Origin of the sequence: Trinickia fusca, assembly GCF_003628145.1 — a bacterium.
Classification (GTDB): domain Bacteria; phylum Pseudomonadota; class Gammaproteobacteria; order Burkholderiales; family Burkholderiaceae; genus Trinickia; species Trinickia fusca.
This window is the reverse complement of the sequence record NZ_RBZV01000001.1, coordinates 338,973-352,854: the sequence shown is the minus strand read 5'-3', so window position 1 is coordinate 352,854 and position 13,882 is coordinate 338,973. Positions and strand designations below refer to the sequence as shown.

11 protein-coding genes are annotated in these 13,882 nt (G+C 64.3%); 5 read left to right on the top strand and 6 right to left on the bottom strand.

All coding sequences use genetic code 11. The annotated features are described in order from the left end of the window. Nucleotides 1–10: 10 nt before the first annotated feature. The 4 genes from D7S89_RS01510 to D7S89_RS01495 form a co-directional block, all read right to left on the bottom strand. Nucleotides 11–1,255 (bottom strand): TAXI family TRAP transporter solute-binding subunit, encoded by a 1,245-nt coding sequence (locus tag D7S89_RS01510; RefSeq protein ID WP_121274956.1) that lies wholly within the window; start codon nucleotides 1,253–1,255, stop codon nucleotides 11–13. Between the two features lie 377 nt (nucleotides 1,256–1,632). Then, nucleotides 1,633–2,748 carry an alanine dehydrogenase gene (ald, locus tag D7S89_RS01505; RefSeq protein WP_121275979.1) on the bottom strand — a complete coding sequence of 372 codons (1,116 nt, stop codon included), beginning with the start codon at nucleotides 2,746–2,748 and terminating at the stop codon, nucleotides 1,633–1,635. A 389-nt stretch (nucleotides 2,749–3,137) separates the two neighbouring features. After that, nucleotides 3,138–3,536, bottom strand: a complete 399-nt coding sequence (locus D7S89_RS01500) for a 2-oxoglutarate dehydrogenase (protein ID WP_121274955.1) — start codon at nucleotides 3,534–3,536, stop codon at nucleotides 3,138–3,140. A 48-nt stretch (nucleotides 3,537–3,584) separates the two neighbouring features. Next, complete coding sequence (locus D7S89_RS01495) at nucleotides 3,585–5,372, bottom strand: S10 family serine carboxypeptidase-like protein (RefSeq protein ID WP_121274953.1); 1,788 nt, start codon at nucleotides 5,370–5,372, stop codon at nucleotides 3,585–3,587. A 724-nt stretch (nucleotides 5,373–6,096) separates the two neighbouring features. Between D7S89_RS01495 and D7S89_RS01490 the strand changes: the two genes are divergently transcribed. The 3 genes from D7S89_RS01490 to D7S89_RS01480 are packed head-to-tail and all read left to right on the top strand — an operon-like array spanning nucleotide 6,097 to nucleotide 9,223. Beyond that, the gene (locus D7S89_RS01490; protein WP_121274952.1) at nucleotides 6,097–6,609 is read left to right on the top strand and encodes a putative pterin-binding protein; all 513 of its coding nucleotides are present in this window, start codon (nucleotides 6,097–6,099) and stop codon (nucleotides 6,607–6,609) included. Further along, nucleotides 6,606–8,432, top strand: a complete 1,827-nt coding sequence (locus tag D7S89_RS01485; RefSeq protein ID WP_183085064.1) for an ATP-binding protein — start codon at nucleotides 6,606–6,608, stop codon at nucleotides 8,430–8,432. The genes D7S89_RS01490 and D7S89_RS01485 overlap by 4 nt, the downstream gene beginning before the upstream one ends. Then, nucleotides 8,429–9,223 carry an SDR family oxidoreductase gene (locus D7S89_RS01480; protein WP_121274950.1) on the top strand — a complete coding sequence of 265 codons (795 nt, stop codon included), beginning with the start codon at nucleotides 8,429–8,431 and terminating at the stop codon, nucleotides 9,221–9,223. The genes D7S89_RS01485 and D7S89_RS01480 overlap by 4 nt, the downstream gene beginning before the upstream one ends. A gap of 31 nt (nucleotides 9,224–9,254) precedes the next feature. Here D7S89_RS01480 and D7S89_RS01475 read toward each other — a convergent pair whose 3' ends face one another. Further along, nucleotides 9,255–10,100: a helix-turn-helix domain-containing protein gene (locus D7S89_RS01475; protein ID WP_121274949.1), complete on the bottom strand. Its 846-nt coding sequence runs from the start codon at nucleotides 10,098–10,100 to the stop codon at nucleotides 9,255–9,257. A gap of 614 nt (nucleotides 10,101–10,714) precedes the next feature. Next, a complete protein-coding gene (locus D7S89_RS28110) occupies nucleotides 10,715–10,846 on the bottom strand; it encodes a hypothetical protein (RefSeq protein ID WP_281273070.1) in 132 nt (43 codons plus the stop codon). Nucleotides 10,847–10,988: 142 nt separating this feature from the next. Here D7S89_RS28110 and D7S89_RS01470 point away from each other — a divergent pair, with 142 nt between their 5' ends. Next, a complete protein-coding gene (locus D7S89_RS01470; RefSeq protein WP_121274948.1) occupies nucleotides 10,989–11,576 on the top strand; it encodes an outer membrane lipoprotein in 588 nt (195 codons plus the stop codon). Nucleotides 11,577–12,008: 432 nt separating this feature from the next. Beyond that, on the top strand, nucleotides 12,009–13,790 hold the full coding sequence (locus tag D7S89_RS01465; protein ID WP_245982584.1) for a GGDEF domain-containing protein: 1,782 nt from the start codon (nucleotides 12,009–12,011) through the stop codon (nucleotides 13,788–13,790). The last annotated feature ends 92 nt before the right edge of the window (nucleotides 13,791–13,882 follow it).

The window sequence follows — 13,882 nt, the reverse complement described above, 5'->3', positions numbered from 1 at the left end:
GCGCCTACGCCTACCGCTCGTCGCGCAATTCGGCCAGCAGCGCGTGCAGGCCGCGCCCCTGCCGGGTCATGCCTGCTTCGATTCTTTCGATGAAGGCGCGCTCCCAGCTCGAGAGCGCGAGGCCCTGCTTGGCGCTGCGGCGCATCCGCCACAGCGCGCCACGGGCACAGAGGATGAGCACGAACTCACGCATGCGCTCGATCTCGGACATTGCACGCGGCACGCTCGTCATGAACCACAGCGTGAGCAGCGGTGTCAGATAGGCATCGATGATGCTGGCGAGCTCGATCGGCAAATGCGAATAGGTCCACGGCACGCCGTTGCGATAGAAATCGACGACGCGATCTTCCACGCGATCCGGGCTGCCGGAATAGCGCGGGAATTCTCCGGGAGCGTTGAGGTAGCCGCCTTGCCCATGCACCTCTCGCATCGCCTCGAGCACGGCATAGCTGGTCGCGGGCCGCAGATCGCGACGGGCGCCGACGATGATGGTCGCGGCCAGCATGCCGATATCGTGATCGGGAACGTTCGCAGCGAAGTCATAAATGCCGGCCGGCAGCTGCACCTCCCGCAGATACGAGAACTTCTTGGCCATAGCGGCACGCTGCGAGACCTGCACCATCGCGAGGTCAGGGTCTTTCGCGAGCGTCGCCATCGCTTCGTTATCGGCGGCGAGGATGAACAGCCCCACGTCGAACTGGCCCTGCCGCAAGTGCCTGAAGGCATCGCCCAATGATTGAAATTCGATGTGCGTGTTGCGCTCGGTCACCCCGCTCTGCTCGAAGATGCTCATCAAGCGGTGGCTCGTCACGCTGCGCCGCGGCAGCATCACGAGCCGCAAACCGCGCAGATCGGTGAACGACGCGATCGGCCGCGAGGCGGCCAAGCGCCGGTTCTCGAAGATGAAGATCGGCTGCGCCTGGATCTCGCCCAGAGACATCAAGGCCGAGCGGCCGGCAACGTTCGGACCTTCGGCCACGAAGCCGATGTCGAACCCCGAGTGCGGATCGGCCAACTTGGCCGCGATTTCATCGGTGTCGTCGAACGGAACGACGTCGACGTGGTAGAAGCCCTTCTGCTCGATCAGCTTCTTGTATTGCTGCGCCGTCGCGAAGAAGCTGCCGTTCGCCGGCCCCGCCGCGATGCGGATGTGGCGCGGCGGCATGACGCTGACCACCGCATAGATCAGCGCACCCACGGTGGCGATGCCGAGCAGCAGCTTCGGTCGCGTTATCTTTTTTAGGATCAGGTCCATGTCGATGAGAACAAGTGACCTGCATGCCGGCTCGCGCGCATTCGCTATCGCGGGCCGGCCAACGAGCACTCGCTCGATCGAGCAGGACTGCGATGCATTTTCCGGACGGCATCCGGATGCGCCTATAGAGCAAGCGTCACGGAACGGATGGCCCGACGAGGCCGGACGGATCGCTTCGAACCAGAAGGAGAAGAGAAAGGAAGGCGCGGCGCACGACGCGCGACGAGGCACCGGAAGGATGGTGTCGATGCGAGTCGGGCTCGCTCGGCGAGCCCGGTTAGCGGCGGCGCAGATAAGAGAACGCGGCCTGAAGCAGGCCGCGTCGTGGCGTCATGTGATGTTCTCATGCACGCCAGTGCGGGCGTGCCCGCTTCGACTCAGTTCAGCAGTTGCTCAGCCGGCACGTACGGCAGATGCAGCGCCTGGGCGACGGCCTCGTAGGTGACCTTGCCTTTGCAGACGTTCAAGCCGGCCCGTAGATGCTTGTCTTCGCTGATCGCACGCTCCCACCCTTTGTCGGCTAGGGCGATCGCGTGCCCGATCGTCGCGTTGTTCAGCGCAAACGTCGAAGTGCGCGCCACCGCGCCAGGCATGTTCGCCACGCAGTAATGCACGACGCCGTCGACGATGTAGGTCGGCGCCGTATGGGTGGTCGCATGCGATGTTTCGAAGCAGCCCCCCTGATCGATCGCGACGTCGACGACGACCGAGCCAGGCTGCATGTCCGCGATCATCTTGCGCGTGACGAGCTTGGGGGCCGCCGCGCCCGGAATCAGCACCGCACCGATGACGACGTCGGCGCTGCGCACCGCCTCCTCGAGACTGTTCGTATTCGAATACAGCGTCGTGATGCGGCTGCCGAACACGAGGTCGAGCTGGCGCAGACGCTCGAGGCTCTTGTCGAGCACGGTGACGCGCGCGCCCATGCCGACCGCCATTTGCAGCGCATGCGAGCCCACCACCCCGGCGCCGACCACGACGACGTGCGCAGCCGCGACGCCCGGCACACCGGCCAACAGCAGGCCCATGCCGCCTGCGGTCTTCTCCAGATTCGCGGCCGCGACCTGGATGGACATGCGCCCCGCCACCTCGCTCATCGGCGCGAGCAACGGCAATCCGCCGCCGGGCCCCGTGACGGTCTCGTAGCCGAAACACACTGCGCCCGACTCGATCAGATCCGACGTTTGCGCGGGATCGGGAGCAAGGTGCAGATAGGTGTAGAGAATCTGTCCTGGCCGCAGCATCGCGCGTTCGCGCGCCTGCGGCTCCTTGACTTTGACGATCATGTCCGCGCGTGCGAACACTTGTTGCGCGTCGGGGCAAATGGTTGCGCCTGCGGCGACATAGGCGTCGTCGGGTAACCCGATGGCGGCGCCCGCCGCGGTCTCGACCAGCACTGCATGGCCGCGGCTAGTGAGTTCGCGCGTGCTTGCCGGGGTCAAGCCGACCCGGTACTCGTTGTCTTTGATTTCCTTCGGCACGCCAATCAGCATTGTGATACCTCCGTGGATCGACACTGAGCAGAATGAATGGGCCGCACCGTGATCGACGGCAGGGCCGCGGCAAGCGGCTGCATCGACTGTCGTCGACGTGCCGCATCTTGCAGGGCGAGGCTTCTTGAGCGGTACGCTGTCGAACGTTTCGCCGCACATGACACTGCTCAGGATACTTGGTGTCGATTCGCTGATCCAGTTCGTCAGCATGCCGAACGATATGGCGCGCGCACAAAATCGGCGACGCATGCATCGGCCGCACCGGCGTGCCGCAGCGCACAAATGGCTCCGACACAGTGGCTGCGGCAGAAAAATGAAATCCGCCGGGCGCGGCATGATGCAATGCCGCGCCCGGCGGATCGGGCGTAAGGAACCCTACGCCCGCAGCGTTACTGCCGCTGCTGCTTTTGCTGCAGATACTGCCGCACGTCGTTCATCGTCACGCGGCCCGTATGAGCCGAGTCGATTTCCGCGAAGTGCTGCGCAACATAGCCGAGGCCGTTGCTTTTCGCCTGAGTCTTCGTGATGGCGGCGCCGTTGCTGAGCGCCGCGTTCGCACCAAGCTGCGCTTCGACCCGCTGCTGCGCCTGCTGCTGCAGGGCATTACCGATCGAAGGCGCGACGGGCGCGACCAGCGTCTTGGGGAAGTACGGGCCATCCACGCCGGCGCCGCCATGCGGCAGCTTCACGGGTGCAACGGCCTGGAAGCCCGCTGCATAGGCGCTGCCGGCCAGTGCGCCGAGGACGACCACCGCAGACGTGCGCCGCACGATTTTGATAAGGGACATGATTCACTCGCAATAAATGGGTAGCTGGAGGAACCTCGGGTCACAAGGTCAACGTGTCGACTGCGCCGTGAGGGTCGGCGTGCCCGCCGGGCTCTCGTCCGCCCAGGCGGCCGGCAACGTGCTCAACGTCAACGCGGACTGAATCGGCGTACCCCCGAAGTAGTTCACGAGGTCGGCCTTCAGCTGCGGACGTGCGCCGTCATCCAGATACGTCATGTGGCCGCCCGGATAGAACGTGACCTGCAGGTTCGGGTTCAGGTTCGGCACCGTTTGCAGCCGCGCCAGCTGTTTCTCGGTATTGAAGAACGGCGTGGCCAGGTCGTGATAACCGTTCACCGACAACACCTTCAGTTGCGGGTTCAGCTGCAACGCGCCGAGCAGATCGGGGATCGTGTCCGGCAACTGCTGACCGTTGTGCGAGAAGTCCCACGACCCGATGATGGCGTCGTTGAGCGGCATGAACGTCGCGTTCGGCGCCGAATAGCCGAGATAGTTGGGCATCTGCGTTTGCAGCGTCGTCGTGAACGGCTGCGACAGCAGGATGTCCGAAGGATCCCCATCGCTTTGCAGACGCGAATCCGAGTTCGGCAGCGAAACGCGCCCGTCGTAGCGGCCGATCGTCGTGCCCGGCAGCAGCGTCGTCTGGAACGGCGTCGTGCTGAAGTAGCCCTTCAGCGCCTGATACGTGAGGCTCGAGCCCGATTCCCACGAACGCAGCGTCGTCGCGCTCGGCAGCTTCGACGAGCCCAGCCCGTTCGGATCGCCGATCTGGCTCATCGTCCACGACTGCGAATAGTTCTGGAAGCCGCTGTAGTTCTTCGTCACGAAGTTGGCCATCTGCTGCGCGTACTGCGCCTGGCTCGCGGGCGCCGGCGACACCTGGTTGAAGTACATCGCCACTTCCGCATAGCCGGGGAAGTAGCCGGTCAGCGTGTCGGTGGCGAGCGCCAGGCCTGCCGTCGACTGCATCACCGCCGTCGCTTCCGTCGAGTCGGCGAAGTAGTTGAGAATCGCCGATTGCAGCACGATGCCCGTCAACGGAACACCAGCCGATTCGAGCGACAACGCGAGCATGTCGGTGCGTGGCGTGCCGTACGACTCGCCGTACAGGTAGATCGGCGAATTGGTGATGTTGTTCGCGGCCAGATAGCGACGGATGAAATCGCGCATCACGTTCACGTCCTGATCGCAGCCCCAGTACGACTGGTTCGTGTTCGGCGAGATCGCTTCGGATAGGCCCGTGCCCGGCGGATCGATGAAGACCATGTCGGTCGTATCGATAAGACTCTGCGCGTTGTTCACGAGCGGGAAGTTCGGCCAGTTCGTCATCAGCGGATCAGGCGTGGCCACGCGCGTCGGCGCGAACGAGCCCAGACGCAGCCAGATCGACGACGAGCCGGGGCCGCCGTTGTAGAAGAACGTGACGGGCCGCGGCTGGCCGTTCGTGCTGGGCGCCGTGTAGGCCACGTACGACATCGAGGCTTCGGGGTTGCCGTTCGCATCCGAGGCGGTCAAATGCCCCGTGGTGGTCGTGTAGTTGACGGTCGTCGAACCCGAGCTCCACTGGTAATGCATGATCGCGGCGCCCTCGTTCACTTGCGAGATGTCGAGGCTGTCGTTCGCGTTCTGAGAGTAGGCGACCTGGTCGGTATAGGGCTGATTCGTGTCCTGCGGCGTCGCGCTCTGCGCCTTCGCCGCGCCCGAAGCAACCGACGAGGCGCCGTCGCCGGCGCCGCATGCGGCGAGGATCATCGTTCCAATCGTCAATGCACCTAGCCAGGCAAGCCGGCCTTGATAGCCGGGACGGCTGCCGATACTGCTACGGTCTGGTTTCATTTTTTTCCTTGGTGGTTGATGGAGTTGCCATTTCGCAAAGCCCGCGGCTGCCGTTCAGGCGCGTCGATAAAAATGCACGCGCCAAGCCGACCGCGGACAACGGCTTGCATCAAGCTTTCTTTCCAATAGAACTCGAATTGCCACGCAGTTGTGGACTTGCGGAAAACAACTGCTCCCCCTCTAAGAGCACCTGCTTTTTTATAATTGACGCCGATTTGCTACGAATTTACGGGGAATTTATCTCGCCTCGATATCGGCGCTACACACCGTAGTGGGCCAATTTCCGTTTAGCAAGACGCGGCACCGCAAAGGATGCGCGCCACGAATGCGAGGAATTCATCTAAACCGCTTCTTACCGAATGCGAGTAAAACGGAGCGCTCATCGGGCGAAGGCTTGCAAAGCCGGCTATCTTCCGCATCGCTGCTAGTGCTTTACGAAAAACCGTAGCGGTAAAAAATGGCGAACGAAATGGTCATTCCACGCCATCCGCCATGCCCTTTAAAGCCGATTTGCCTTTTAAAAAAATTGAATTACCCAATGAGCATGAATCGCCCGCCGCGCACCTTGATCAGGATGCCAAACGAATCGGCGTACCTGTCGGCCAAGCGCCCTGCGTGCTTGCGCCTTCTGCGGCCAGCCGTGCGGGTTTCCCCCATAATCTCGCCTTGCACGCTGCGCGGCCATCGGCGCGCCGCCCACCCGCACCTTGCTGGAGAAAACATCATGGGGTATCCGAGGACATCGGCCCGTCTCGCCGGCAGACTCGTCCTGCTGCTTCTGCTCACGCTGACCGCCGTGGCCGTACGCGCTGAAAGCTTCACGCTGACGGTCAGCGGCAACATCGGTCAGTTCACCGACGAGCAAAAGCACGTGTACGTCTTGACGGAAAAGGACTTGCTCGCGATGCCGCAATACACGATCGACACGTCGACGAGCTGGACGAAGAAGGCGCAGTTCGCCGGCCCGCGGCTCTCGGACGTCCTCAAGCGTGTCGGCGCGCGCGGCAACGCGCTCGAGTTTCATAGCCTCGACGACTACGCGTACACGATTCCGGCCGACGACGCGACGCGCTATGGCGTGATCCTCGCACGCACGATGAATGGCAAGCCGCTGCAAGTCAAAGACTTCGGCCCCCTCTTTCTGATCTATCCGCGCGATCGCTATCCGGACGAATTGCGTACCCCCGTCGCCGAGGCGAAGTTCATATGGCAGGTCACGAAGATCGTCGTCAAATGATGCGCAGCACCTGGCTACCGAGCCACGTCGCGGTCGCGCTCGTCTGCCTGATGATCCTGCTGACGGCCACGCTCACGCATTTCCTGCGCGATCTGCTGCTGGCGCCCGAGCGCGTCTCGGCCATCACGGGACCGCAGGAAGGCTACTACTGGACCGCGGCGCAATACCAGATTGCGCTGTTGCAGCTCGAAAATCAGGCGCTGGTCTACGCGAGCGGCAAGGAGCACGATGCCGACGCGCTGCGCATGCGCTACGAGATCCTGCAATCGAAGTTCAGGATTCTCGCGTCGCCCTCGGAGCTCAATCGCTTCTTCCGCGAAGTGCCCGATTACGAGGCGTCGCGCACGGCGCTCGAGACCCTCATGGACAGGCTCGATGCCGACATCGCCACGATCACGTCGAACCCCAGGGCCATCGACGCACTGCTCGCGGACATCCAGGGCGCGCGCCCGATCGTCAATACGTTCGCCAGCAACACGCGCGCGGTCGAGATCAAACGGCGCGAAATCGCGTTCGCCGATTTCCATGCGAAACGCCGGGCCATCTTCGTCAACGGCGCGGTGCTGCTGTGCCTGTTCGCCGTGGCCGTACTGCTGTTGATCGTGGCGTTCAGGCGCTACCGCGACGTGATCCGGCAGCAGCGCATCGCGCTCGAGGCCGAGCATCGCGCCACCGACGCGGCACGCAGCACGATCCGCGCGAAGAACGCGTTTCTCGCGATGGTCAGCCATGAGCTGAGAACCCCGTTGCAGTCGATCACGGCGGCCGTCGACGTGTTGGCCGACTCGCTGCAAGGCACGCACGAGACGCGGGTGCTCAAGCGCCTCGAGAGCGCGTCGCTGCAGCTCACCACGCAAATGAAGGATTTGACCGACTACGTGCGCCTCGAAGTGGGCAGCCTCGAGCTGCGCCACGTCCCGTTCTTCGTGGCTGCGCTGATCGAGCGTGCGCTCAACGACGCGTTGCCGCTCGCCGAACGCAAGGGGCTCGTGCTGCGCAGCAGCAACGAGGCTGCCAGCGTCGGCTACCTGTCGGACCCGGAGCGTATCAGCCAGATCCTCGCCAATCTGCTGACCAACGCGATCAAGTACACCGAGCGCGGCGAGATCCTGCTGCGCGTATTCACGACGCGGCGCGATGCGCAGTCCGATACGCTCACGATCGAGGTGACCGATACGGGCGCCGGCATCGCTAGCGACAAGCTCGAGCAAATCTTCGAGCCATTCACGCGTCTCGATCAATCGAGCACACGCCTGCACGACGGCTTCGGCATGGGCCTGTCGATCGTGAAAGGCCTCGTCGCGTTGCTGCAAGGCGAAGTGGCGGCCACGAGCCGCATCGGCGAAGGTTCGTCGTTTCGCGTTACCATTGCCCTCACCCGCGACGCGACGCACGCCAGCGATGACCTGGCCGAATCGGTCGCCGTTGCACAGCCGGCCCGGTGCCGCGTGTTAGTCGTCGACGACAACGAAGCGGCCCGGGAAGCATTCGGCGATCTGTTGGGCAAGCTCGACGTCGTGCACGAGTCGGCATCGAACGCCGACGAAGCCTTGGCGCGGCTCGCATCGACCCGCTTCGATCTGGTGCTGCTCGACATCGAGATGCCGGGCAAGGATGGCAGGGCCGTCGCCCGCGAAGTCAAGCGCCGCCCCGGGCCGAACCGCGAGACGCGGATCGTGGCCATCAGCGCGCACGCGCCCGAGCTCGCCGACGCAGATTCCGAGGCACGCCACCTCTTTAACGAATATCTGCTCAAGCCGGTGCGACTGCACACGTTGCGCGCGCTGCTGGCCGATATCGCGAACACGAAGGAACCACGATGAGCAAGGTCGCTTTGGTGACTGGTGCGGCCAAGCGCACTGGCAGAAGCATTGCCGAGTATTTCGGCCGCAAGGGCTATGACGTGGCGGTCCACTATGGAACGTCGCAAGCCGACGCGCACGAGGTGACGAGCGCGATCGAGGCAATGGGGCAGCGCGCGATCGCGTTGCATGCCGATCTCGCGAACGCCGACGACCTGCGCCGGCTCGTCGACGCGACGTACGAGCAGTTGGGCCGCCTCGACGTGCTCGTGAACAACGCGTCGTTCTTCGCGCAAGATCACTTCCCCGACTTCTCCGAAGCGCGGCTCGATCTCGCGCTGGCCGTCAACTATCGCGCGCCGATCCTGCTGACGAAGGCCTACTACGAGCGCGCCAGGGCGCTCGGCACACAAGGCGTCGTCATCAACGTGGTCGATCAGAAGGTCAAGGGCAACTTCCACCGCGACCACTTCTGCTACACGGTCGGCAAAGTCGGACTCGGCAACCTCACGTCGATGCTGGCGACTTCGACGCATCCGGTACTGCGCGTCAATGCCGTCTATCCGGGCCTCATGCTGCCGAGCGACGATCAGACGGAGGAAGACTTCCTTTACGCCTGTCAGCGCTCGACGCCGCTGGGCCGCATTGCGGCACCCGAGGACGTGGCCGAAGCGATCGAGCTGTTGACGGGCCCGGCCTACAACGGCGTCGACTTCGTGGTCGATGGCGGACAGAACCTGTGGCGCGTCGATCAGGATGTGCTGTACGAGCATCGCGCGCCACGCGACGAAGCGGGCCCGGCGACGCATTGAGCGCGTGGCGCCACGCGCGTAAAACCGCCCCTTATCTGACGCCGAGCTTGTTCGAGAGCTCGGCCAGCAGCAGCGAAGGACGCACGGGTTTCTCGACGCACGCGACGTCGTAACGCTCGATCACGCCGGCGATGTCGTTCTCGTCGGCATTGCCCGTCACGAGTTCACCGGTCAGCAGGAAGATCGGCGCCTCCTCGTCTTCCGATTCGCGAATCGTCCCGATCACGTCGGCCGCCGTCTCGTTGCCAAACAGCCAGTCGAGCACGAAACCGTCGAACATCTCGGTCTCCAAGGCCTCGCGAAAGCTCTGGAGTCCGTAATAAGGCTGGGCACGCAAGCCGCGCGCGTTGAAGTAATCGCAGATCGATTCGGCGATGTCGTGGCTGTCGTCGACGACCGCGATCAGAGGCTTGTCGGCCTCGGCATGGCGCCCCACGATCTCGATGCGCTCGACGTCGAAGCGCTGCCCCCCCGTTGGCGCATCCTGAACCGGATACACGAGCCACTGCCCCGCCTCGTCGACGGCCACGAGATCGCCGCCGGCCGGCCTCGCATCCAAGGCCTCTGCACGCCACAGCAGGCAAGCGAAACGTCGTCCGCCGACGACGAACTGCCCCTCTTGCGCCGTGCCCGCGAGGCCGCCTTCCTGAGTCGTTGCAGCGCCCAGCAGCACGCTGGCCGGCTCGCCGAAAGCGCTCGCCACCTCGCCTATCTGCTCGAGCTTCCACGGCAGTTGCCCTTTGATCTTGCGCGTGGCGGCCGAGTAGCTGATCGCGAGAATGCGCGCCAACTCCTTCGCCTGACTGCGCTTCGGTACACCATGAGCGTCCATCAGCTCCCTTACCCGTTGACTGATCTGCAGGTCGTCGGTGCCCATGTTTTCGCGTGCCTCCTCGCGCTGTTCTTTTAGAGGTACACAACGTACGCTTAAATTGCGCGGCGCGCAACATCAGCGAGAATATCGACTATATATTGCTTGACGCGTCACATTCTCAGCGATACATTGTCCCTCGCGCAACTTTTCCGCCGGAAGAACAAAAACCCTGGAGCGACGCTCCCCGGCACCCAACGTAAGGAAGGAAAGGTTAGCCGAGGGCAGGACCAACCGGCGCCGATGTTGCGAGCATCGGTCCCGGCATAGCCACGGATGTTTGAACGAGACCACCCGTGGCTGTCCAGTGTGATGAGGCAAGGCCTGCGTGGCGAAGCGCGATGCTTCGCCACGCAGGGCCGCCTCCCGATTTTTGAGCGGGCGCACCGCGTCAAGGTGTGCGCCCGCCGCAGCTCAACGCTCGACCTCACGATGGCCCCAGGGCCGCGATCGTCGACAACGTTCCCTACCGGCACACGCCGAACGCGTCGTGTCCCGTCTGCTTGAAGACCCCGATCCAGCGTCGGAATGCAGACGGCTTTTGCCGCGCGGCGCCCGCTTCTCGAGCGAGCGTGCGCGGCGCTATTTATTCCTGGCCGGGTCGATCACGAACGTGTCGGTCACGGCACCGGCAACGGCGGCTCTTCAAGCACTTCGATACGGGTCGCTTCGGCCTCCTCATAATCGCCGCCCCGCTTCGACACCATCCGCACTGCCGACAAGACCGCTTCCTCACGCGCAGCGCGCGTCATACATAGTTGCGCGGCAACAGACTTTACAGACTGTTACGCAGCGCCTCGCATACACGACGGTCGGCTTTTTCTATACTCACGCCGGATTTCCAAGCGGGCCCGATCCCGCGCTCCACGAACCCACCGGATGTCGAGACTTGCCATGACGCGCCTCACCCTCACCAAGACCGCTGTGCTTCTTCCCCTGGCTGCTGGTTTAGCGCTGTCGCTAAGCGCGTGCGTGGCACCGAATCCGTATGCGTCGTATCCGGGATATGCGGCGCCGCAACCGCAGTACGCGCAGCCGGCTTATGCACAGCCGCAGCCGGCCTATGCCCAACCCGCCTACTCACAGCCCGCTTACGCTCCTCAGCCGGCTTATGACCAAGGACAGTCCTCGTACCAGCCGTACGCCCCGGTGTACGGCACGATCGTGGCCGTGCAACCGATCGGCGGCGCCACGAGCCCGTCGGGCGTAGCAGGCACGGTCGTTGGCGCCCTCGTGGGCGGTGTGCTCGGCAACCAGGTCGGACGCGGCCACGGACGCGACGCAGCCACCGTCATCGGCGCGCTCGGCGGTGCCGTCGCGGGTAATCAGCTCGGCCAGCAACTCGGCCAGCAAACGGCCGGCTATCGCGTCGACGTGCAGTTGAACGACGGGACGTCGCGCTCGTTCGACATGCCGAGCCCCGGCGATCTGCGGCCCGGCGACCGCGTCCGCGTCGACGGCGGCCAGCTCTCGCGGTATTGAAACGCTGCGCGTTCTTATCGCCTAGGGTGCGAGTTCGCTCCCACGAACAGGGGGCGAACCTCCGTCGGCAGCGCACGCCGCGCAATCGTAGGAGGAAATTTCCATGCGCCAGCTGCCTGATCGTCTGCCTGTGCAGACGCCGGGCCGCGGCCTCGTCGAGATCACCTCGCCAGGCCGCACACGCGCGACCTCGTGCTACATGCGATCGGCACCTGGCAGCCTTCCGCAAGCCCCCGCTCCTACCCACATCTCCCCGAACGCGGCATCCGGAAAAACGCTTAGTGCCTGAATAGTAAAGAATCCGCGCGCGTTTGCCGATAAGCTACGGGGTGCTCGCCGAATCTCGGGCGAGCACCCCGATGTCCGTGCCTTGCGCTGCATCGCCAAGCAATAAAGCCGTTGCGCGTGTCGCGCGTGCCGGCCGGACCCACCATGATCAAGATCTTGTTGCCCGGAATGCCGGTGAGCAGGCGCTTCGGCGTCAGCGTCGCACTCGCCCTCGTACCGATCCTTTCGTTGTCCTACTGGCTTCTCGTGCACGAGTGGTTCGCCTATCGTGCCGCCAATACGTCCGCCATCCGCTTCCATGCCGTCCAGGCGACCCTGCTGTCGATGGAAAAGGTGTCGGCCGAACGCGGCCCGACCAACGGCGTACTCGGCGAGGACCTGCCGATCCCGCCGGCCCGTCTCGCGGCGCTCGCTCGCGCGCGCGCCGACAGCGACAACTTGCTCGCCCGGTTGATCGGCACCTTGCGCCCCGAACACTGCTCGGGCTGCGCAGACGATTTCGCGGCCGTGACGAAGCTGCGCCGTGATCTTGCCGCGGCGCGCGCGAACGTCGACCGGCTCGCGCGCCTGCCGCGCACGTCCCGGGGCGACTGGGCCGTGCAGAATGCCGTCGACCGCATGATCGCGCTGGTGCCCGAGTTTCTTCCGGTCGCAACGGCCCAGACGTCGGTCATCGGCCAGGGTGCCCCCAATACGCTGAACAGTCTGATCATTGCCCGCCTGGCTGCCGATCTGCGCGAGCAGGCCGGGCAACTGGGCTCACGCTTCACGAGCGCGCTGGCGATGCACCGGCCGCTCACGAACGCCGAGCGCTTCGAGATCGAGCGCACGCGCGGCCGCATCGATCAACTGCATGACATGATCGACGCGCGCATGGTCGACCGCCTCATGCTGTCGAACACGCCCTATACCGCGATGAACACGCTGTATTTCGGCGACGGCCAACGCTACGTCGACACCGTGCAAGCGCTCGCGGACGAGGCCGGCGGCGTCGCGACCACGACCGGCGAATTCGCCGAGCAATATGTGCCGACGATGCACCCGATCTCCGTGTTCCGCGACGACGTGCTCGAACGCTCGCACGACGAGCTGCGCCGCAACCGCGACGCCGCACTCGCCGCAGTCGTCGGCACGGCCGCCGGCGAGGCGCTGATTCTGGCCGCCTTCGTCTGGATGATCTTCAAATTCCGGCGCGACGTCATCACCCCTTTCATTTCGGCCACACGCGCGATCCGCGCCATCGCGAAAGGCGACTTGACGACCGAGATCCCCTCTTCGTTCACGCGCGAGGAAATCCGCAACATGTTCGATGCGATCCGCGTGCTCAAGGCCAACAGCGAAAAGCGCATGCAACTCGAGATCGAGCGCGCGCAGCTGATGCAGGAGCTCGCGCACATGGCCGAGACCGATTCGCTGACCCAACTGCTGAACCGTCGCGCGTTCGAGAGCCGCGCCCGCGAGCTGTGCAGCCGCACCGACACAGGCCTGCCCCACTTCGCGCTCGTGATGTTCGACGTCGACCACTTCAAGACCATCAACGATACCTACGGGCACGCGGTCGGCGACGAGGCGTTGCGCACGATCGCCACGCTGTGCCGCACGCACTGGCGCCAGTCGGATATCGTCGCGCGGATCGGCGGCGAAGAGTTCGCGATCATGACGCGCGTACGCGCTCCCGAGGACGCCCGCGCGCTGGCCGAGCGGATGCGCGCGAGCATCGGCGAGGCCTATGTGTCGACCGACGACGGCACCGGCTGCCGCATGACGGCGAGCTTCGGCGTCGCCGTCACCGGTGCCCATGCGCCCGAGCAGCCCGATCTGGCGCTGCTCCTCAAACGCGCCGATCGTTTGCTCTACGAAGCGAAGGTGGTCGGACGCGATCGCGTGATGTGCGATGCGGACGACGCCATCGTCAGCCCCTCGTAAGCTCGCGCACCGGGCACGGAGATTTGCCGATTTTCGATAACGCCCCCGATATATGGCTCACTACCATCGAACGAACCTTTCTCGTTCAGGCT